We start from the raw sequence: 21,208 nt of genomic DNA on the forward strand, positions 1-21,208 counted from the left end.
AACCCGGGCATTGTAGAACCGCTCGGGATTTGCGGCAAAAGCGCGGCGGCAGCGCTATTGCCCTTTTTTGTCGTTTCCGCTTGCGTTCGGGCTTTCGCCCCGCCCGACGGCTTCGCCCGAAACGAGGAGCCCGCCGGCGCGCGCGCTCACTCGCCGTCCGCGCCGAGCTTGTCGACGACCGCATCCTCGGGCCGCAACACGCGCCCGCCCTGCGTGCGCGGCCCCCCGCCGCTCGTCATCCATCGCTCACGCCAGCAGCGAGCGCAGCATCCACGCGGTCTTCTCGTGCGTCTGCAGACGCTGCGTCAGCAGATCGGCGGTCGGCTCGTCGCTCGCCGCGTCGGCGTCCGGGAAGATCGCGCGCGCGGTGCGCACGACGGCCTCGTGCCCTTCGACGAGCTGGCGGATCATGTCCTCGGCGGCAGGCACGCCGTCCGCCTCGGGGATCGACGACAGCTTCGCGAATTCGCGATACGTGCCCGGCGCGACGACGCCGAGCGTGCGGATGCGCTCCGCGACGAGATCGACGGCGAGCCACAGTTCGTTGTACTGCTCCTCGAACATCAGGTGCAGCGTGTTGAACATCGGGCCCGTCACGTTCCAGTGGAAATTGTGCGTCTTCAGGTACAGCGTGTACGTATCGGCGAGCAGACGGGACAGCCCTGCCGCGATCTTCTTGCGATCCTTGTCGCTGATGCCGATGTTGATCTGGGTTGCGTTGCTTTTCTTGGCCATCCTCGAGACTCCTTGTCCGATGGTTCGAACCGGCGAAAATGCATCGAAAAAACCGCGTGCCCGATGCGACATGCGCGGCGCGCGCGCTTGCGGCCCGCACGTTCAGCGCCGCACCAGTTTAGCGTAGATCGCGATCGTGCAAATTGCGCGAAACGGATGCGCGCTCAACCACCCGCGGCGGCCGCGACGTGCCGCGCGGCCTGGGCGGCCAGCACGGCCGCGCCGCCGCCCGCGATCGCGAAACCGACCAGCCGCCGCAGCGTGGCGGTGCCCGCGCGCCTGGCGGGCGCCGAGAGCGCCACGCGCATGTCGAGAATCATTTGCGTCATGATCGTCACTCCTTGAAACGAGGTCGGCGGCCCGGAGCGAAACGGGAAACGGCCAGCCGGATGACCGGCCGTTTCCCGCTCCGTTGCCGCATCAACGGCGCGACGCCGCAATCACGCGAGGTCGAAGCGGTCGAGGTTCATCACCTTGTTCCAGACCGCGACGAAGTCGCGCACGAACTTCTCCTGCGCGTCCGCGCTGCCGTAGACCTCGGCGAGCGCGCGCAACTGTGCGTGCGAGCCGAACACGAGATCGACGCGCGTGCCCGTCCACTTGAGCTCGCCCGTCGCGCGGTCGCGCCCTTCGAACACGTCCGCGTCGGCCGCCGTCGGCTTCCACTCGGTGCTCATGTCGAGCAGGTTCACGAAGAAGTCATTGGTCAATGCCTGCTCGCGCGCGGTGAACACGCCGTGCCGGCTCTGCCCGACGTTCGCGCCCAGCACGCGCAGGCCGCCCAGCAGCACCGTCATCTCCGGCGCGCTCAGCGTCAGCAGTTGCGCCTTGTCGACGAGCAGCACTTCGGCAGGCACCCGGTACTTGCCCTTCAGGTAGTTGCGGAAGCCGTCCGCGACCGGCTCGAGCACGGCCACCGATTCGACGTCGGTCTGCTCCTGCGATGCGTCCGCGCGGCCCGGCGCGAACGGCACCGTCACCGCGTGGCCCGCGTTCTTCGCGGCCTGCTCGACGCCCGCGCAGCCGGCCAGCACGATCAGGTCGGCGAGCGACACCCGCTTGCCGCCGGACTGCGCGGCGTTGAACGCCTTCTGGATGCCCTCGAGCGTCTCGAGCACCTTCGCGAGCCGCTCGGGCTGGTTCGCTTCCCAGTCCTTCTGCGGCGCGAGGCGGATGCGCGCGCCGTTCGCGCCGCCGCGCTTGTCCGAGCCGCGGAAGGTGGACGCCGCGGCCCATGCGGTTGACACGAGCTGCGACACGGACAGCCCCGACGCGAGCACCTTCGCCTTCAGCCCGGCGACATCGGCGGCGTCGATCAGCGGATGGTCGACGGCCGGAATCGGGTCCTGCCACAACAGTTCCTCGGCCGGCACTTCCGGGCCGAGATAGCGCGCACGCGGGCCCATGTCGCGGTGCGTGAGCTTGAACCAGGCGCGCGCGAACGCATCGGCGAACTGGTCGGGGTGCTCGTGGAAGCGGCGCGAGATCTTTTCGTATGCCGGATCGAAGCGCAGCGAAAGGTCGGTCGTCAGCATCGTCGGCCGATGCTTCTTCGACGGATCGAACGCATCCGGAATCACCGCGTCGGCGTCCTTCGCGACCCACTGGTGCGCGCCCGCCGGGCTCTTCGTCAGCTCCCATTCGTAGCCGAACAGGTTCTCGAAGAAGTTGTGGCTCCACTGCGTCGGCGTGGTCGTCCACGTGACTTCGAGGCCGCTCGTGATCGCGTCCGCGCCCTTGCCCGTACCGTACGCGCTCTTCCAGCCGAGGCCCTGCGCTTCGATGCCCGCGGCCTCCGGCTCGGGGCCGACGTTCGACGCGGGACCCGCGCCGTGGGTCTTGCCGAACGTGTGGCCGCCCGCGATCAGCGCGACCGTCTCTTCGTCGTTCATCGCCATCCGCGCGAAGGTGTCGCGAATGTCGCGCGCCGCGGCGACCGGATCGGGCTTGCCGTCCGGGCCTTCCGGATTCACGTAGATGAGGCCCATCTGCACGGCGGCGAGCGGGTTCTCAAGGTGACGGTCGCCCGAATAGCGGCTGTTCGGGCCGCCGCTCAGCTCCAGCCAGATCTTTTCCGAGCCCCAGTAGACGTCCTCGGGCTCCCACGTGTCCGCGCGGCCGCCCGCAAAGCCGAAGGTCTTGAAGCCCATCGATTCGAGCGCGACGTTGCCGGTGAGGATCAGCAGGTCGGCCCACGAGATGCTGCGGCCGTACTTCTGCTTGATCGGCCACAGCAGCCGGCGCGCCTTGTCGAGGTTCGCGTTGTCGGGCCAACTGTTGAGCGGCGCGAAGCGCTGCTGGCCCTCGCCCGCGCCGCCGCGGCCGTCGGCCGTGCGGTACGTGCCCGCGCTGTGCCATGCCATGCGGATGAACAGGCCGCCGTAGTGGCCGAAATCGGCCGGCCACCAGTCCTGCGACGTGGTCATCAGCGCGTGGAGATCCCGCTTCACCGCCGCAAGATCGAGCTTCTCGAACGCTTGCGCGTAGTTGAAATCCTTGTCCATCGGATCGGACAGCGACGAGTGCTGATGCAGGATGCTCAGGTCCAACTGATCGGGCCACCAGTCCCGGTTCGACGTGCCGTTGCCTGCGGCGTGATGGAACGGGCACTTCGCTTCATTCGACATGCGATTTCTCCTTTGTTCGGGTACGCCCGCCTACGCGGCCCGGCATCGAAGCCGGGCCTCGTTCGCGGAGCGACTTTGCGGGGAAAGAAACAGGTTGATCCCTCCTGCGTGCGACGCGGCGCGCGGCGCGAAAAAGCGGGCCGGCACGCGGCGGCGCTCAGCCGCCATATGCGCGGTCCGCGAGATAGGCGAACGCAATCGGACGCAGGCTCCGGATGGCAGCCCTGGCACGATCAATGACCGTCGTGCGCGGCGCAATGTTCCGCCGCGCGCGCGGCAATGCCCGTTGCATCATGACATCCTCCCTTGACACCTGCAGTTACCGTCCGGCGGCGCTGCGCCGATCCATGCGAAGCATTTTACATATTGCTATTGATATTTGTAATTTGATAAATTTTATTTATTCGATAGGCAAAAATAAACGGGGCTGCCAGGCCCCGTTCGCGCGCGGCGACCATCGGCCGCACGCGCGATGCTCAATTCACCGTCGCCGGGATGTCGAGCTTCACCACGCCGGGCAGGTCGCACGCGGCGATCGCCTCGCTGATCGCATCGATCGCCGGCATCCGCGTGAAACTCTTGCGCCACACGAGCACGACGCGCCGATCCGGCACCGGGTCCTCGAACGGCACGTACGACAGCAGGTCCGCGTCCGGCCCGTTCGCATGCGGCCCCACTTCGGCGACCGACATCCGCGGCAGCACCGTGATCCCGACGCCGCTCGCGACCATATGGCGGATCGTCTCGAGCGACGAGCCTTCGAACGTCTTCTGGATGCCGTCCGCCGTCTGCGAAAAATGCATCAGTTCCGGGCACACGCCGAGCACGTGGTCGCGGAAGCAGTGGCCGTTGCCGAGCAGCAGCATCGTCTCCTGCTTCAGGTCGGTCGCGTCGATCTTGCGGCGCTTCTCCCACGGATGCCCGGCGGGCAGCGCGACGACGAACGGCTCGTCGTACAGCGGCCGCACCATCAGGCCGGTCTCGGGGAACGGCAGCGCCATGATCGCCGCGTCGATCTCGCCTTGCTTGAGCAGCTCGAGCAGCTTCAGCGTGTAGTTCTCCTGCAGCATCAACGGCATCTGCGGCACACGGCGGATCATCTGCTTGACGAGCGTCGGCAGCAGGTAGGGCCCGATCGTGTAGATCACGCCGAGCCGAAACGGCCCGATGAGCGGGTCCTTGCCCTGCTTCGCGATCTCCTTGATCGCGAACGTCTGCTCGAGCACGCGCTGCGCCTGCGTGACAATCTGGTCGCCGATCGGCGTCACGCTCACTTCGCTCGCGCCGCGCTCGAAGATCTGCACGTTCAGTTCGTCTTCCAGCTTCTTGATCGCGACCGACAGCGTCGGCTGGCTGACGAAGCAGGCTTCGGCCGCCCGGCCGAAATGGCGTTCGCGCGCGACCGCGACGATGTACTTCAGTTCAGTAAGCGTCATTGCAAGTTAATCAATCATTTAATGACGATAGATTAAATTTATACACTGGTTTGGGCCGATTCGCCAACCTTTGCCGACAAGATCCGGCGCCGCGCCGCGCGCTCAAGCCTTCAGGTATTGCTCGCGCGCGCCGAGCCAGCGGGCGAGATGCTGCGCGACGATGTCCGGATGGCGGGCGATGAGGCGCGCGGCCGCGTCGCGCGCGGGCTCGATCAGCCAGCCGTCGTTTTCCAGATCCGCGAAGCGCAGCATCGCCGCGCCCGACTGGCGCGCGCCGAGGAATTCGCCGGGGCCGCGGATCTCCAGATCGCGGCGCGCGATCTCGAAGCCGTCGGTCGTCTCGCGCATCGTCTTCAGCCGCGCGCGGCCCGCGATCGACAGCGGCCCGCTGTACATCAGCACGCACACCGACGCGGCGGTGCCGCGACCGACCCGCCCGCGCAACTGGTGCAGTTGCGCGAGGCCGAAGCGCTCCGCGTGCTCGATCACCATCAGCGACGCGTTCGGCACGTCGACGCCGACTTCGATCACCGTCGTCGCGACGAGCAACTGCACGTCGTTGCGCGAGAACGCGTCCATCACGGCCGCTTTCTCCGCGGGCGCGAGCCGGCCGTGCACGAGCCCCACCTTCAGCTCCGGCAGCGCGGCGGCGAGCGTCTCGTAGGTCTCGACGGCCGTTTGCAGTTGCAGCGTCTCGCTTTCCTCGATGAGCGGGCACACCCAGTACACCTGACGGCCCGCGAGCGCCGCCTCGCGCACGCGGCCGATCACCTCGTCGCGCCGCGCGTCCGACACGAGCCGCGTGAGGATCGGCGTGCGGCCGGGCGGCAGCTCGTCGATCGTCGACACGTCGAGGTCCGCGTAGTACGTCATCGCGAGCGTGCGCGGGATCGGCGTGGCCGACATCATCAGTTGGTGCGGCTGGAAGCCCGCCGCGCCGTCGGCCGCGTTCGCCGCCTTCGCGCGCAGCGCGAGCCGCTGCTCGACGCCGAAGCGATGCTGCTCGTCGACGATCACGAGCCCGAGCCGCGCGAATTCGACGGTGTCCTGAATCATCGCGTGCGTGCCGATCACGAGCTGCGCGGTGCCGAGCGCGGCCGCCTCGAGCGCCGCGCGCTTGTCCTTCGTCTTCAGGCTGCCGGCGAGCCACGCGACCGACACGCCGAGCGGCTCCAGCCAGCCGCGCAGCTTGCGCGCATGCTGCTCGGCGAGGATTTCGGTCGGCGCCATCAGCGCGGCCTGGTAGCCCGCGTCGATCGCCTGCGCGGCGGCGAGCGCCGCGACGACCGTCTTGCCGCTGCCGACGTCGCCCTGCAACAGGCGCTGCATCGGGTGCGGCTGCGTGAGATCGTGCGCGATCTCCGCGACGACCCGCTCCTGCGCGGCCGTCAGCGTGAACGGCAGCGCCGCGTACAGGCGCGCGGACAGCGCCGCGCCGTCGCCGCGCGCGCGGCGCGGCATCGCGGGCGCGGCGCGCGTGCGGCGCTCCTCGTGCGCGCGCTTGAGCGACAGTTGCTGCGCGAGCAGCTCGTCGAACTTGATGCGCGTCCACGCGGGATGCGTGCCGTCGATGAGCGCCGCCTCGTCCGCGCCGGCGCCCGGGTGATGGAGGAGGCGCACCGCGTCGGCGAGGGGCGGCACGTCGAGCGGCTGCAGGTACGCGCGCGCGACCTCGGGCGGCAGCAGCTCAGGCAGCGGCGTGCGCGCGAGCGCGTTGTCGATCGCCTTGCGCAGATACGCCTGCGACACGCCCGCCGTGCTCGGATAGACGGGCGTCAGCGCCTGCGGCAGCGGCGCGTCCTCGTCGACGACCTTCACCGTCGGATGCACGATCTCGAGCCCGAAGAAGCCGCCGCGCACGTCGCCGCGCACGCGCAGCCGCTGGCCGACCGCCATCTGCCTGACCTGCGAGCCGTAGAAGTTCAGGAAGCGCAGCACGAGCTCGGCGCCGTCGTCGTCGCGCAGCTTCACGAGCAACTGGCGGCGCGGCCGGTACGCGATCTCGTTGTCGAACACGACGCCTTCCGTCTGCGCGATCTCGCCCGGCAACAGCTCGCGCATCGGCGTGAGCGTCGTCTCGTCCTCATAGCGCATCGGCAGATGCAGGACGAGGTCGATGTCGCGCGTCAAGCCGAGCTTCGCGAGCTTGTCGGCGGTCTTCACGGACTTCGGCGCTGCCTTGGCGCTGGCGGCGCCCGACGCGGCGGCGTCGGCGAATGCGTCGGCTTCGGCGGGATCGGCTACGGAACGGCGAACGGGCTCTGGCATCGGTCAGAAGGCTTGCAAGTACAATAGCGGCTTTCACGTCGCACGAACGAGCGACGCCGGCCAAGCCGCGCAACCCCGCCATCATAGCGGCTCGTGCGCGCCGCGACGCGCTTTGTCCGTCAGGCCGGCCACCCCGACCCCGTTTCGCATGCTCACGCTTTCCGATTTCGATTTCGATCTGCCGCCCGAGCTGATCGCGCAAACCGCGCTGCCCGAACGCAGCGCGAGCCGCCTGCTCGAGGTGGACAACACGAGCGCGCCCCCGCGCCTCGTCGACCGGCGCTTCGCCGAGCTGCCCGCGTGCGTCGCGCCGGGCGACCTGCTCGTCTTCAACGACACCAAGGTGCTGAAGGCGCGCTTCTTCGGCCACAAGGCGAGCGGCGGCAAGATCGAGGTGCTGATCGAGCGCGTCACCGGCCCGCGCACCGCGCTCGCGCAGATCCGCGCGAGCAAGAGCCCCGCGCCCGGCACGACGCTCACGCTCGCCGACGCATTCGACGTGACGGTCGGCGAGCGCGCCGAGCCGTTCTTCACGCTGCACTTCCCCGACGACTGCCTCGCGCTGATCGAGCGCCACGGCCGGCTGCCGCTGCCGCCGTACATCGAGCACACGCCCGACGCGACCGACGAGACCCGATATCAGACGGTGTTCGCCGCGAATCCGGGCGCCGTCGCCGCGCCGACGGCCGGCCTGCACTTCGACGACGCGGTGCTCGCCGCGCTTGATGCGCGCGGCGTCGAGCGCGCGACGCTCACGCTGCACGTCGGCGCGGGCACGTTCCAGCCGGTGCGCGTCGAGAACATCGCCGAGCACCGGATGCACAGTGAGTCGTACGAGCTGACCGGCGCGCTCGTCGAGAAGATCGCCGCGACTCGCGCGCGCGGCGGCCGCGTGATCGCGGTCGGCACGACGTCGATGCGCGCGCTCGAGGCGGCCGCGCGCGACGCGGACGCCGCCGGCCGGCCGCTCGCCGCGACGCGTGCGGACACCAGCATCTTCATCACGCCGGGCTACCGATTTCGCGTCGTCGACCGGCTCGTGACGAATTTCCACTTGCCGAAATCGACGCTGCTGATGCTCGTGTCCGCGTTCGCCGGCGTCGAGACGATCCGCGCCGCGTACCGGCATGCGATCGACGCGCGCTACCGGTTCTTCAGCTACGGCGACGCGATGCTGCTCACGCGGCGCGACGCGACCGAGGAAACGCGCGGCGGCGCGTAAGCGCGGCTGTTCGGCTGTTCGGCTTTGGCGATTTGGCAGTTCAGCGGCTCAGCGGCTCAGCGGCTCAGCGGCTCAGCGGCTCAGCGGCTCAGCGGCTCAGCGGCAACGTAACGCCGACCGCGAGCCGAACCGCCGCGCTTCACCCTTTTTTCCATCGCGGCAAGCCCCCGGCTCGCCGCGCCTTCAACATGCGCCGGACTTGTCGATCCGGAGTCAGCGCTTCAGCGCATACTCCGGTCCCATGCAAAGCTTTTCCGGTGGCGAGGAGTCCAACCAGATGACGACCGAAGGTCCATCGCACGATACGCCCGCGGGCATTCGCCCGCACAACGGCCTGAAATTCGAGCTGCTGACGACCGACGGCCGCGCGCGCCGCGGCCGCGTGACGCTCAATCACGGCGTCGTCGAGACGCCCATCTTCATGCCGGTCGGCACGTACGGCACCGTGAAGGCCGTGCAGCCGCGCGAACTCGACGAGATGCGCGCGCAGATCATCCTCGGCAACACGTTCCACCTGTGGCTGCGCCCCGGCCTCGAGACGATCGGCGCGCACGGCGGGCTGCACCGCTTCATGGGCTGGAACAAGCCGATCCTCACCGATTCGGGCGGCTTCCAGGTGTTCTCGCTCGGCGATCTGCGCAAGATCACCGAGGAAGGCGTCACGTTCGCGTCGCCGATCAACGGCGACCGGCTGTTCCTGTCGCCGGAAGTGTCGATGCAGATCCAGAAGACGCTGAACTCCGACATCGTGATGCAGTTCGACGAATGCACGCCGTACGCGACGAACGGCGTGCCGACGACGCACCAGGAAGCGGCCGAATCGATGCGGATGTCGCTGCGCTGGGCGAAGCGCTCGCTCGCCGAGTTCGATCGCCTCGGCAACCCGAACGCCCTCTTCGGCATCGTGCAGGGCGGCATGTACGAGGACCTGCGCGACGAATCGCTCGCCGGCCTCGCCGGGCTCGGCTTTCATGGCCTCGCGATCGGCGGGCTGTCGGTCGGCGAGCCGAAGGAGGACATGATGCGCGTGCTCGAACACGTCGCGCCGCGCCTGCCCGCCGACAAGCCGCACTACCTGATGGGCGTCGGCACGCCGAAGGATCTCGTCGCGGGCGTCGCGGCGGGCGTCGACATGTTCGACTGCGTGATGCCGACCCGCAACGCGCGCAACGGCTGGCTCTTCACGCGCTTCGGCGACGTGAAGATCCGCAACGCGGCGCACAAGAACGTGCTGAAGCCGCTCGACGAGACCTGCGGCTGCTATACGTGCCGGAATTTCTCGCGCGGCTACCTGCACCATCTGCACCGCGTCGGCGAGATCCTCGGCGCGCAGTTGAACACGATCCACAACCTGCACTACTACCTCGAGCTGATGCGCGAGATTCGCGAGGCGATCGAGACGCACACGTTCGAAGCATTCCGGAAACGTTTCGCCGAGGACCGCGCGCGCGGCGTCGACTGACGGAGCGCAGCGACCGGCGGGGCGCATCGCGCGGTCGCCCCGCAAACCTTACAATCATCTTTCGCCACGCGCGCGAACGCTGCGGGATCGAGGTTAACAGCTTGAAACCAAAGCGCATTTGCGCCGCTGTCGCGGATAGGGCCGGTGGTAGAATAACCGGCTTATTTTTCGATCTTCCCTAACGGAGAGACCAACGTGTCGTTCATTTCCAATGCCTATGCGCAAGGCGCAGCGGGCGGTGCCGAATCGAGCCTGATGAGCTTCCTGCCGCTCATCCTGATGTTCGCGGTGCTCTACTTCATCATGATCCGTCCGCAGATGAAGCGGCAGAAGGAGCATCGCAACATGCTCGCCGCGATGGCGAAGGGCGACGAAGTGGTGACGAGCGGCGGGCTCGTCGGCAAGGTGACGAAGGTCTCGGAAGCGTACATCGGCGTCGAGATCGCCGAAGGCACCGAGATCACCGTGCAGAAGGCGGCCGTCACGACCATCCTGCCGAAGGGCACGATCAAATCGCTGTAAGCCCCGCCCCGCGTCCGGCCGCCCGACGCCCGCGCCGCGAAGCGCGCGGCCGAGAGCGGCGCCGGACGCGCCGCCATCCCAGCCAACCATCCCGTTCGGCCCCCTCATGAATCGTTATCCAATCTGGAAATATGTGGTGATGGTCGTGGCGCTCGCCATCGGCTTTCTCTACACATTGCCCAACTTCTTCGGCGAAGCGCCGGCGGTGCAGGTATCGAGCGGCAAGGCTACGGTCAAGCTCGGCGCCGACACGCTCGCGCAGGTCGAAGCAGCGCTCAAGGCCAACCAGGTCGCGGCCGACGACGTCACGTTCGACAACTCCAGCGCCAACGCGACGATCCGCGTGCGCCTGAAGGACACCGACACGCAACTGCGCGTGAAGGACATGCTGCAGAAGACGCTGAACGCCGATCCGAACGATCCGCAGTACGTCGTCGCGCTGAACCTGCAGAGCGCGTCGCCGCGCTGGCTGACCGCGCTGCGCGCGCTGCCGATGTATCTCGGCCTCGACTTGCGCGGCGGCGTCCACTTCCTGCTGCAAGTCGACATGACGGGCGCGCTCACGAAGAAGCTCGATTCCGACGCGTCCGACGCCCGCACGCAACTGCGCGACAAGGGCATCCGCGACGGCGGCGTCGCCCGCGTCGATCAGACGGTCGTCGCGAACTTCGCCGACCAGGACACCGCCGAGCAGGCGCGCACGCTGCTCGCCTCGTCCGTCTCCGAACTCCAGTGGGCGACGCAGCCGGGCGGCGGCGGCTACCAGGTGGTCGGCACGTTCACGCCGGCCGTCCAGAAGGCCGTCGAGGATGCGGCGCTCAAGCAGAACCTGACGACGCTGCACAACCGCGTCAACGAGCTCGGCGTGTCCGAGCCGATCCTCCAGCAGCAGGGCAACGACCGGATCGTCGTCGAGCTGCCGGGCGTGCAGGACACCGCGAAGGCGAAGGACATCATCGGCCGCACGGCGACGCTCGAGGCGCGTCTCGCCGATCCGCTGAACACGCACCCGAATCCGAACGATCCGGTGCCGCCGGGCGAGGAGCTGTTCACGCAGGGCAACCAGGCGCCGGTGCTGCTCAAGAAGCAGGTGATCTTCACGGGCGACCGCATCATCGACGCGTCCGCGGGCTTCGACGAGCATCAGCGCCCGTCGGTGAACATCCGCCTCGATTCGGCGGGCGGCCGCGCGGTGCGCGCGGTGTCGCGCGAGAACATCGGCAAGCCGATGGCGATGGTGCTGTTCGAGAAGGGCCGGGGCGAGGTGCTGACCGTCGCGACGATCCAGTCTGAGCTCGGCGACCGCTTCCAGATCACGGGCCAGCCGACCCCGCAGGCGGCCGCCGATCTCGCGCTGCTGCTGCGCGCGGGCTCGCTCGCCGCGCCGATGGACATCATCGAGGAACGCACGATCGGCCCGAGCCTCGGCGCGGACAACATCCGGATGGGCTTCCATTCGGTGATCTGGGGCTTCGTCGCGATCACCGTGTTCATGATCGCGTACTACATGCTGTTCGGCGTCGTGTCGGTGCTCGGCCTGTCGGTGAACCTGCTGCTGCTCATCGCGGTGCTGTCGCTGATGCAGGCGACGCTCACGCTGCCCGGCATCGCGGCCATCGCGCTCGCGCTCGGCATGGCGATCGACTCGAACGTGCTGATCAACGAGCGCATCCGCGAGGAGCTGCGCCGCGGCGCATCGCCGCAGATCGCGATCCAGGAAGGCTATGCGCATGCGTGGGCGACGATTCTCGATTCGAACGTGACGACGCTGATCGCGGGCCTCGCGCTGCTCGCGTTCGGCTCGGGCCCGGTGCGCGCGTTCGCGATCGTGCACTGTCTCGGCATCCTGACGTCGATGTTCTCCGCGGTGTTCTTCTCGCGCGGCCTCGTGAACCTCTGGTACGGCGGGCGCAAGAAGCTGCAGTCGCTCGCGATCGGCCAGGTGTGGCGCCCCGCCGCCGCCGAAGCCGGCGCCGCGCCGCAACTCGGCCAGGACGCGCGCGCGAACGCGCCGCAGGGCGCGCGCGTCGCCGCGCCGAAGCAGCCGGCTGGCGCGCCGCGCACCGGCAAGCCGGTCGCGCGCCGCCGCTCGGGCCCGGGCGTGCCGCCCAAGCAGGGCTCGTCCAACTAAGCGCCGGAGACGCACATGGAATTTTTCCGCATCCGTAAAGACATTCCGTTCATGCGGCACGCGTTGGTCTTCAACGTGATCTCGCTCGTGACCTTCCTCGCCGCCGTGTTCTTCCTGTTCCATCGCGGGCTGCATCTGTCCGTCGAGTTCACGGGCGGCACGGTGATCGAGGTGCAGTACCAGCAGGCCGCGCAGCTCGAGCCCGTGCGTTCGGCGCTCGGCACGCTCGGCTACGCCGACGCGCAGGTGCAGAACTTCGGCACGTCGCGCAACGTGCTGATCCGCCTGCCGCTCAAGCAGGGCTTGACGTCCGCGCAGCAGAGCGACCAGGTGATGGCCGCGCTGAAGGCGCAGAACGCCGACGTCGCGCTGCAGCGCGTCGAGTTCGTCGGCCCGCAGGTCGGCCGCGAGCTCGCGACCGACGGCCTGCTCGCGCTCGCGTGCGTCGTGATCGGCATCGTCATCTATCTGTCGTTCCGCTTCGAATGGAAGTACGCGGTCGCCGGCATCATCGCGAACCTGCACGACGTCGTGATCATTCTCGGCTTCTTCGCGTTCTTCCAGTGGGAGTTCTCGCTGTCGGTGCTGGCCGCGGTGCTCGCGGTGCTCGGCTACTCGGTCAACGAATCGGTCGTCATCTTCGACCGGATCCGCGAGACGTTCCGCCGCGAACGCAAGATGACCGTGCAGGAAGTGATCAACCACGCGATCACGAGCACGATGTCGCGCACGATCATCACGCACACGTCTACGGAAATGATGGTGCTGTCGATGTTCTTCTTCGGCGGCCCGACGCTGCACTACTTCGCGCTCGCGCTGACGGTCGGCATCATGTTCGGCATCTATTCGTCGGTGTTCGTCGCCGGCTCGCTCGCGATGTGGCTCGGCATCAAGCGCGAGGACCTCGTCAAGGAGAAGAAGTCCGCGCACGATCCGAACGATCCGAACGCGGGCGCGCAGGTGTAAGCGCCCTGCGGGTGTGAAGCCCGCCGGCGCAAACCCCGTTCCGCACGACAAGGCCGGTTCCTCGCGAACCGGCTTTTTTTCGTCTGCCGGGTTTGTGTTCGCCGGGCGCGCGGCGCCCGACGCCGCGCGTCACCGGAACCCGAAGCGCCGCCGCAGCGCGACGAGCGCCGCGATGCTCACGAGCGCGGCGAAGATCAGATAGAAGCTCGGCGCGGCCTTCGAGCCCGTCGCGCGGATCAGCCACGCGATGATGAACGGCCCGAATCCGCCGAAGACCGTCACCGCGACGTTGTACGCGAGCGACATGCCGGTCGTGCGCGTCTGAACCGGAAAGATCTCGGACAGCAGGCCCGGCAGCGCGGCGAAATAGCCGGTCATCAGGCATGCGAACACGATCTGCACGGCGATCAGCGCGCCGAATGTCGGATGCGCGGCGAGCCACGCGAACACTGGGTAGATCAGCACGAGGATCGCGAGCGCGGGCGCGAGCATCGTGCGCACGCGGCCGTGGCGATCGGACCAGTGCCCGACCACCGGCGCGAAGCTCATCTGGATCACGCCGACGACGAGGATCGCGGCGAACGCCGAAGACGGCGCGAGCTTCAGTTCCTTGACGCCGTAGGTCGGCATGAACAGCACGAGATAGGTCGCGACGGTGCCGAGCACGACCGCGCCGATCGCGGCGGCGAGCCGCCCCTTGTGCGCGGCGAACGTGTCGCGCAGCGGGTTCGCGGCGGGCCCCGATGTGAGGAATTCGGGCGTTTCGTCGACCTTCGAGCGGATGTAGTACGCGATGGGCCCGAGCAGCAGCCCGAAGCAGAACGGCACGCGCCAGCCCCACGACGCCATCTGCGCGGGCGTGAGCCACGCATTGAGCGACGTGCCGAAGAGCGCCGCGAGGAGCGTCGTGAGCCCCTGGCTCGCGACCTGCCAGCTCGCGAAGAAGCCGCGCCGCCCCGGCACGTGCTCGGCGAGGAACGCGGTCGCGCTGCCGAACTCGCCGCCCGCGGAGAAGCCCTGCATCAGCCGCGCGCCGACGAGCACGAGCGGCGCTGCGATCCCGATCGTCCCGTAGGTCGGCAGCACCGCGATGACGAGCGTGCCCGCCATCATCAGCAGGATCGACAGCGTGAGCGCGGCCTTGCGGCCGCGGCGGTCCGCGTAGGCGCCGAGCACGATCGCGCCGAGCGGACGCATGAAGAACGACACGCCGAACGTGCCGAGCGTCAGCAGCAGCGACACGGCGTCGTTGCCGGCGGGAAAGAACAGCCGCGAAATCGTGACCGCGAAGAAGCCGTAGACGACGAGATCGAACCATTCGAGCGCGTTGCCGACCGACGCGGCGACAACGGCTCGCCACACGCGCGGGGAGACGGTATCGGTCGCGGGCGAAGCAGCGTCGGCTGCGTGCATGGTGTCTCCTGATCGTTGTCGGGTCGTCGATGTCCGTCGCGGCGGCGCCGCGCACCCGGGCGGCGAACGCGAACGATGAACGCGAACGACGAACGAGATGACGAATGCGGACGATTATAGGCACGCGCCCCACGCGCCAAAAAAAGAAAACCGCCGCGCCCGATACGGAGCGCGGCGGTTCGTCGGCGCGACGCGGCCCCCGCGCATCGCGCGCGGCGCGCGGCGGCTTCGCGAGCGCTTACTGCTTGACCGCTTCGGCCGTGATGAGGAGCTTCGTCTTCATCTTGAAGCCGTACTGCTTGCCGTAGTCGAGGCCGAAATCGTCGCGGTTGAATTCGCCGACCGCGTCGACGCCGCACACTTCCTTCTTCAGCATCGGATGCGGCATGCACTTGAACGAATCGATCTTCAGCGTCAGCGGCTTCGTGACGCCGTGCAGCGTCAGATTGCCGACGACCTCGGCCGGCTTGTCGCCTTCGAACTTGATCGTGCCCTTGTAGCTCGCTTCCGGATACTTCGCCGCATCGAAGAAGTCGGCCGTCTGCAGGTGCTCGTCGAGCTTCTGGCTACCGGTCGCGATCGACGCGACCTTCGTCGTCACGTCGACGGTGCCCGTCTTCGCCGCGCGGTCGAGCGTCACGGTGCCGCTCGACTGGTCGAACTTGCCGCGCCACACCGACAGGCCGCCGAAGTGATCCGCCTCGAAGCTCGGATACGTATGGCTCGGGTCGAACTGGTACGTTGCGGGCGCCGCATGCGCCGAGAACGACAGGGCGGCGGCGAGCGCGCCCGCCGCGATCATCAGTTGCTTGTTCAAATCAATCTCCTTATGACGGCGCCGCGCTCCGAAGCGGCGCGAGGGTGGTGCGAACCGCCGCCCGCGTTACTTCGCGGCGACGATGTGAAACTTGATCTGCACTTCGTCGGCCACGACCGACGTGTCCTTCCATTCGCCCGTGCCGACGTTGAACGTCGAGCGCTTGATCGGCAGCACGCCGTCGAACACCTGCGCCGCGCCGTTCTGCGTGACCGTCACGGGCACGGTCACGGGCACCGTCTTGCCCTTGATCGTCAGCTTGCCGGACACGTTGTACTTGCTGCCGCCCGCGGGCGCGATCGCGGTCGACACGAACGTCGCCTGCGGGTACGTCTTCGCGTCGAACCAGTCCTTGCCCGCGACCTGGTCGTTGTACATCTGGTCGCCGAGATCATAGCTCGCAACGTCGATCGTCATCTGTGCGCTGCCCTGCGCGGCCTTCGCCGGATCGAACCTGATCTGCGCGGAAAACTTCTTGAACACGCCTTCCGTCGGCACGTTCATCTGCTTCGAGACGGCCGATACCTTGCTCTTCGCGACGTCGACCTGCGCGAGCGCGCCGCCCGACACGGCGACCGAAGCGGCGGCGAACGCGGCGAGCATGTAGCGGTAGAACGAGACTTTCATAACGGTCCTTGTTATTTGAGGAAGGGAAGCATCCGCGACAGCACGCCGTCGCGGTCGAACCACTGGTGCTTGACGGCCGCCGCGACGTGCGCGGCGACGAGCGCGAGCAGGCCGTAGTTGAGCAGCACGTGCGCCGTCTTCAGCGTTTCCTTCAGCACGGGATCGGGGTCGATCAGGCGCGGCAGCGGCACGAGCCCGAGATAGACGACCGGAATGTTCGCGGCCGAGCTGTACAGGTAGCCCGTCACCGGAATCACGAACGTCAGCACGTAGAGCAGCCCGTGCACCGCATGCGCGCCCGCCCGCTGCCACGCGGGCATGCCGGCCGGCATCGGCGGCGGCACGTGGGTTGCGCGCCAGAGCACGCGCACGATCGCGATCGCGAACACCGTCACGCCGATCCACTTGTGCCACGAATAGTATTTGAGCTTCGCTGGCGTGAAGCCCGGAATGCCCGTCATCACCCAGCCGAGCGCGAAGCCGCACACGATCAGGAGCGCGATCAGCCAGTGGAGCGCGATCGCGGTGCGCGTGTAAGCTGCTGCGGGCGAAGCCGAAGATGAAAACGATGCCATGAATTCCTCAGTTGAGCGAAAAGCCGCGCCGGCGCTACCGCATTTCCCGCCCGACACATGTCACGGCCGCCATGCTACCGCAACCGCCGGCGAATGGCAGAATCCCGAAACGGCCGCCGCAGCCGGGCGGGCCGGGTGGCGCAGCGCCCGGCGCCATCTGCCCGCCATCGAGGCTTGACACTTCAAAAATCGCCTTTTGATAAGATTGGCGCGGGTTCCGGCCCTGTGAACGCGTCGCTGCGACGCCGCGCAACCGCCTTTCCATATGGATAGAAACACCCTGATTGCCTGTCACGAATGCGACGCACTGTTGCACAAACCGCGCCTTAGCGGCAAGGACACCGCCCGCTGCCCGCGCTGCGACGCGCTGCTCTACCGGAGCGGCTCGGCGCAGGTCGACCGCATCTGCGCGCTCACGGCGGGCGCGCTCATCACGTTCCTGATCGCGCAGGCCTTCCCGATCCTCGAAATGGACGTGAACGGGATGCGCGTGCAGACGACGCTCTTCGGCGCGCTCGAGGCGATGTGGAATCAGGGGATGCCGCTCGTCGCCGCGATGGTGTTCTGCTCGACGTTGCTGTTTCCGCTCGTCGAGATGTCCGCGCTCCTCTACGTGCTCTTTGCGCTGCGCTCGGGCGCGATTCCGCCCGGCTTCAACCGCGTGCTGCGCGCGATCCAGCTCGTGCGCCCGTGGGGGATGATCGAAGTGTTCATGCTCGGCATCCTCGTCACGATCGTCAAGATGGTGAGCCTCGCGCGCGTGATCCCCGAGGCCGCCCTCTTCGCGTTCGCGGCGCTCACGCTGATGCTCGCCGTCGTCGTGATGTTCGATCCGCGCACGCTGTGGGACATCGCCGATTCGCTGCGCGAGCGCGCGCCCGGCGCGGCGCGCGGCGCAAGCGACGAGGCGGGCGCGCGATGACCGGGATCGTGACCGCCGCGCGCGCGGGCCTGGCGAGCTGCCATGCGTGCGGCCATGTGCAGAAGCTTGCGCGGCCGTCGCCGGATTCGCCCGGCTCGCACGAGAAGCCCGAGCACTGCGCGCGCTGCGGCGCCGCGCTGCACCTGCGCACGCCGGACAGCATCGCGCGCACGCTCGCGCTCCTCATCGCCGCCGCGATCCTCTACATTCCGGCGAACCTGCTGCCGATCATGCGCACCGCGTCGATCGTCGGCTCGCAGGAAGACACGATCATGAGCGGCGTCGTCTTTTTCTGGACGTCGGGCGAATGGCCGCTCGCCGTCGTCGTGTTCGTCGCGAGCATCCTCGTGCCGATGCTGAAGCTCGGCGTGCTCACGATCCTCGTCTTCACCGCGCAGCGCCGCTCCGCGTGGCGGCCGATGCAGCGCACCCGGCTCTACCGGATCGTCGAGCGGATCGGCCGCTGGTCGATGCTCGACATCTTCGTCGTCACGCTGACGGTCGCGCTCGTCCATTTCCGCTCGCTCGCGGTGATCACGGCGGGGCCCGGCGCGCTCGCGTTCGGCTCCGTCGTGATCCTGACGATGCTCGCGTCGATGCAGTTCGACCCGCGCCTCATCTGGGACAACGTAGAAAACTCAGGGAATCCTCATGAATAGACCGCAAGGCCCGAAGCACGACCCGAACGCGGCCCCCCCCACTCCGCCCGGCGGCGAGCCGCCGGTGCTCCCCGAGCCCGTGATCACGCGGCGCTCCGGCTGGCTGCCGTCGCTTGTGTGGCTCGTGCCGCTCGTCGCCGCGCTGATCGGCATCGGGCTCGTCGTCAAATCGGTGCTCGAGCGCGGGCCGGAGATCACGATCAGCTTCAAGAGCGCCGAGGGCCTCGAGCCCGGCAAGACGCAGGTCAAGTACAAGGATGTCGAGATCGGGATGGTCAAGACGATCAAGCTGTCGAAGGATCTGTCGCACGTGCTCGTCGACGTGCAGTTGAAGAAGGAAGCCGAGGACTTCGCGGTGAAGGGCACGCGCTTCTGGGTCGTGCGGCCGCGCGTCGGCGCGACGGGCGTGTCGGGGCTCGGCACGCTGCTGTCGGGCGCGTACATCGGCGTCGACGCGGGCCGCTCGGACGAGGCCGAGAAGTCGTTCACCGGGCTCGAGACGCCGCCCGCCGTCACGGGCGACCAGAAGGGCACGCAGTACGTGCTGCGCGGCGATTCGCTCGGCTCGATCGACATCGGCTCGCCGATCTACTACCGGCGGGTGCAGGTCGGCCAGGTCGTCGGCTTCTCGCTCGACAAGGACGGCACGGGCGTCACGTTCCGCGTGTTCGTCAACGCGCCTTACGATCAGTACGTCGGCCTGAACTCGCGCTGGTGGCAGGCAAGCGGCGTGGACCTGCGGCTCGATTCGAGCGGCTTCAAGCTGAACACGCAGTCGCTCGCGACGGTGATCCTCGGCGGCATCGCGTTCCAGTCGCCGCCGAACCAGGCGGCCGGCCCGCCCGCGCCGAACAACATGACGTTCCGCCTGGGCGCCGACGAAGGCGACGCGATGCGCGAGCCGGACGGCGAGCCGGTGCAGGTCGTGATGAACTTCAACCAGTCGCTGCGCGGGCTGTCGGTCGGCGCGACCGTCGACTTCCGCGGCATCGTGCTCGGCCAGGTGACGAACATCGGCATCGACTTCGATCCGAAGACGAAGACCTTCACGATGCCGGTGACGATGAACGTCTACCCCGACCGGCTCGGCCGGAAGTTCCGCGAGGCGTCGCAGGACAAGGGCTACGCGGCGCGGCGCGAGATGCTGTCGCGGCTCGTCCAGCATGGGCTGCGCGGCCAGTTGCGCACGGGCAACCTGCTGACGAGCCAGTTGTACGTCGCGCTCGACTTCTTCCCGAAGGCGCCGCCCGCGAAGGTCGATCTCGACCACGAGCCGGTCGAGCTGCCGACCGTGCCGAACACGCTCGACGAGCTGCAGTTGCAGGTCGCCGACATCGCGAAGAAGCTCGACAAGGTGCCGTTCGACCAGATCGGCGCGAACCTGAACAGCGCGCTCGCGAACGCGGACAAGCTGTTCAAGCGGCTCGACACGGAAGTTGCGCCCGAGGCGCGCGACACGCTGTCCGCGGCGAAGCAGACCTTCACCACCGCGGAGGCGACGCTGCAGCAGGATTCGCCGCTGCAATCGGACGTGCGCGGCGCGCTGAAGGAGCTCACGCGCACGCTGCAATCGCTGAACGCGCTCGCCGACTACCTCGAGCGGCATCCCGAATCGCTGCTGAAAGGCAAACCAGGAGATCAGAAATGACCGCACGCTCGCTCCGACCGGCGCGTGTTTCGCGCGCCGCCGCGGCTGCCGCGGCGGCGGCCATGCTCGCGGCCTGCTCGTCGTCGCCGCCCGCACGCTTCTACACGCTCGACGCCGCGGCGGCGGCCGGCGCCGCCCGGACCGTCAGCGCGAATCCCGCGTTCCTGATCCAGGTGCCGTCCGTCGACGTGCCGGAGCAGGTCGCGAAGAATCAGCTCGTCGTGCAGAGGAACGCCGCGCGGGTCGACGTGCTCGAGGAAGAGCGCTGGGCGTCGCCGCCCGCCGACGAGATCCGCCGCGCGCTGTCGTCGGCGCTCACGCGGCGGCTCGACACGATCGACGTCGCGAACGCCGCGTATCCGGCGGGCGTGCCCGTCTACCGGGTCAGCGTGAACGTCCAGCGCTTCGAGTCGTGGCCTGGCAGGCACGCGGCGCTCGCGGCCGTCTGGAGCGTGCGCGCGCTGCCGAGCCAGGCGGTGATGACCTGCCGCACCGACGTCGTCGAGCCGGTGCAGGCGGGCTACGACGCGCTCGTCGCGGGCCACCGGCAGGCGATCGGCGCGCTCGCCGACCAGATCGCGGCCGGCGTGCGCGCGATGGCGGCCGCGCGCGCGAACGGCGCGGCGGATGGCGCGGCGGCGAGGAAAGCGGCGGCGATGGCGAAGAATGCGGCGGGCGACGCGGCACTCGCGACGCCCGTCGTGCGCTGTCCGGCGGGCCCGGCCGAGGCGGACTCGCAACGCGTCGGCGACGCGCCGTGACACCGGCCGCCGTGCGCAAACGCACCGACCCGGAATCCGGAGCCGGCGGTCGCGGCCGATAGCCGCAGATCGCCCGGCCCGGCCAGCGCCGAGCCGGCCGGAGCCGCCACGCCGGGCGCGTCCCGCCAGGCGCCCCTTTTGTCGTGCCGAACCCGGCTGGAAACCGCGCCCGTTGGCCCGTCCGTCTGCCCGTTCGGCCGAGCGTCCGCCCCGAACCGCTCCAGGCCGCCTGAGATTCCGAAGGCCGGACAATCCGAGGCCCGCAAGCCCCGCCGCCCCGTTTGACATTGTTTATCGATTCGACCGAGGAACCGACGCCGCCGCCGACAGTCGCCTTGCGTTTTTCGCGTCGATTGACGATCCTACGCACCTCCCGGCGAGCCGGGGCCATCATGTGCGCTGGCTGCGCCGCCCCGC

Annotated in this window: 19 protein-coding genes and 1 pseudogene; 10 read left to right on the plus strand and 10 right to left on the minus strand. The window is 68.4% G+C overall.

All coding sequences use genetic code 11. From position 1 onward, the window contains the following. Positions 1-146 precede the first annotated feature (146 nt). The 6 genes from WS92_RS25680 to recG form a co-directional block, all read right to left on the minus strand. Positions 147-239, minus strand: coding sequence for a hypothetical protein (locus WS92_RS25680; RefSeq protein ID WP_009913533.1), 93 nt, complete (start codon positions 237-239; stop codon positions 147-149). Positions 240-246: 7 nt separating this feature from the next. Then, a complete protein-coding gene (gene dpsA / locus WS92_RS25685; protein ID WP_006025329.1) occupies positions 247-735 on the minus strand; it encodes a non-specific DNA-binding protein DpsA in 489 nt (162 codons plus the stop codon). Positions 736-899: 164 nt separating this feature from the next. Next, the gene (locus WS92_RS25690) at positions 900-1,064 is read right to left on the minus strand and encodes a hypothetical protein (RefSeq protein WP_061083900.1); all 165 of its coding nucleotides are present in this window, start codon (positions 1,062-1,064) and stop codon (positions 900-902) included. A gap of 111 nt (positions 1,065-1,175) precedes the next feature. After that, on the minus strand, positions 1,176-3,362 hold the full coding sequence (gene katG, locus WS92_RS25695) for a catalase/peroxidase HPI (protein ID WP_059931002.1): 2,187 nt from the start codon (positions 3,360-3,362) through the stop codon (positions 1,176-1,178). A 476-nt stretch (positions 3,363-3,838) separates the two neighbouring features. Next, complete coding sequence (locus WS92_RS25700) at positions 3,839-4,798, minus strand: hydrogen peroxide-inducible genes activator (RefSeq protein ID WP_006025326.1); 960 nt, start codon at positions 4,796-4,798, stop codon at positions 3,839-3,841. Positions 4,799-4,900: 102 nt separating this feature from the next. Continuing rightward, positions 4,901-7,066 carry an ATP-dependent DNA helicase RecG gene (gene recG, locus WS92_RS25705; protein ID WP_059931004.1) on the minus strand — a complete coding sequence of 722 codons (2,166 nt, stop codon included), beginning with the start codon at positions 7,064-7,066 and terminating at the stop codon, positions 4,901-4,903. Positions 7,067-7,214: 148 nt separating this feature from the next. Here recG and queA point away from each other — a divergent pair, with 148 nt between their 5' ends. From queA to secF, 5 genes are all read left to right on the plus strand, one after another. Next, on the plus strand, positions 7,215-8,288 hold the full coding sequence (gene queA, locus WS92_RS25710; RefSeq protein ID WP_006025324.1) for a tRNA preQ1(34) S-adenosylmethionine ribosyltransferase-isomerase QueA: 1,074 nt from the start codon (positions 7,215-7,217) through the stop codon (positions 8,286-8,288). Positions 8,289-8,565: 277 nt separating this feature from the next. Beyond that, the gene (gene tgt, locus WS92_RS25715) at positions 8,566-9,750 is read left to right on the plus strand and encodes a tRNA guanosine(34) transglycosylase Tgt (protein WP_059931006.1); all 1,185 of its coding nucleotides are present in this window, start codon (positions 8,566-8,568) and stop codon (positions 9,748-9,750) included. Positions 9,751-9,945: 195 nt separating this feature from the next. Further along, a complete protein-coding gene (gene yajC / locus WS92_RS25720; RefSeq protein ID WP_009913541.1) occupies positions 9,946-10,272 on the plus strand; it encodes a preprotein translocase subunit YajC in 327 nt (108 codons plus the stop codon). Between the two features lie 106 nt (positions 10,273-10,378). Then, positions 10,379-12,403, plus strand: a complete 2,025-nt coding sequence (gene secD, locus WS92_RS25725) for a protein translocase subunit SecD (RefSeq protein WP_059931008.1) — start codon at positions 10,379-10,381, stop codon at positions 12,401-12,403. Positions 12,404-12,418: 15 nt separating this feature from the next. After that, entirely contained in the window at positions 12,419-13,369 is a 951-nt protein-coding gene (secF, locus tag WS92_RS25730; RefSeq protein WP_006025320.1) for a protein translocase subunit SecF, read from the plus strand. A gap of 129 nt (positions 13,370-13,498) precedes the next feature. On the opposite strand, the gene WS92_RS25735 is transcribed toward secF, so the two are convergent. The 4 genes from WS92_RS25735 to WS92_RS25750 all read right to left on the minus strand — a co-directional run bounded on the left by WS92_RS25735 (position 13,499) and on the right by WS92_RS25750 (position 16,801). Beyond that, positions 13,499-14,782, minus strand: coding sequence for an MFS transporter (locus WS92_RS25735; protein ID WP_059931010.1), 1,284 nt, complete (start codon positions 14,780-14,782; stop codon positions 13,499-13,501). A gap of 238 nt (positions 14,783-15,020) precedes the next feature. Then, positions 15,021-15,599: a YceI family protein gene (locus WS92_RS25740; RefSeq protein WP_006025318.1), complete on the minus strand. Its 579-nt coding sequence runs from the start codon at positions 15,597-15,599 to the stop codon at positions 15,021-15,023. A gap of 66 nt (positions 15,600-15,665) precedes the next feature. Further along, the gene (locus WS92_RS25745; RefSeq protein ID WP_015601796.1) at positions 15,666-16,226 is read right to left on the minus strand and encodes a YceI family protein; all 561 of its coding nucleotides are present in this window, start codon (positions 16,224-16,226) and stop codon (positions 15,666-15,668) included. Positions 16,227-16,237: 11 nt separating this feature from the next. Next, positions 16,238-16,801 carry a cytochrome b gene (locus WS92_RS25750; RefSeq protein WP_015602248.1) on the minus strand — a complete coding sequence of 188 codons (564 nt, stop codon included), beginning with the start codon at positions 16,799-16,801 and terminating at the stop codon, positions 16,238-16,240. Between WS92_RS25750 and WS92_RS37300 the strand changes: the two are divergent. The 5 genes and pseudogenes from WS92_RS37300 to WS92_RS25770 all read left to right on the plus strand — a co-directional run bounded on the left by WS92_RS37300 (position 16,800) and on the right by WS92_RS25770 (position 20,791). Then, positions 16,800-17,001 (plus strand): annotated as a pseudogene (locus tag WS92_RS37300) (hypothetical protein). The gene WS92_RS25750 and the pseudogene WS92_RS37300 sit on opposite strands and share 2 nt — an antisense overlap. A 65-nt stretch (positions 17,002-17,066) precedes the next feature. Continuing rightward, positions 17,067-17,723 carry a paraquat-inducible protein A gene (locus WS92_RS25755; protein ID WP_059931012.1) on the plus strand — a complete coding sequence of 219 codons (657 nt, stop codon included), beginning with the start codon at positions 17,067-17,069 and terminating at the stop codon, positions 17,721-17,723. Next, positions 17,720-18,382, plus strand: coding sequence for a paraquat-inducible protein A (locus tag WS92_RS25760; protein ID WP_059931014.1), 663 nt, complete (start codon positions 17,720-17,722; stop codon positions 18,380-18,382). The genes WS92_RS25755 and WS92_RS25760 overlap by 4 nt, the downstream gene beginning before the upstream one ends. Beyond that, on the plus strand, positions 18,375-20,030 hold the full coding sequence (locus WS92_RS25765; protein WP_015600520.1) for a PqiB family protein: 1,656 nt from the start codon (positions 18,375-18,377) through the stop codon (positions 20,028-20,030). The genes WS92_RS25760 and WS92_RS25765 overlap by 8 nt, the downstream gene beginning before the upstream one ends. Continuing rightward, on the plus strand, positions 20,027-20,791 hold the full coding sequence (locus tag WS92_RS25770) for a PqiC family protein (protein ID WP_015600641.1): 765 nt from the start codon (positions 20,027-20,029) through the stop codon (positions 20,789-20,791). Before WS92_RS25765 ends, WS92_RS25770 begins: the two co-directional genes overlap by 4 nt. The last annotated feature ends 417 nt before the right edge of the window (positions 20,792-21,208 follow it).

Origin of the sequence: Burkholderia sp. MSMB1588, assembly GCF_001546925.1 — a bacterium.
GTDB classification, from domain to species: domain Bacteria; phylum Pseudomonadota; class Gammaproteobacteria; order Burkholderiales; family Burkholderiaceae; genus Burkholderia; species Burkholderia humptydooensis.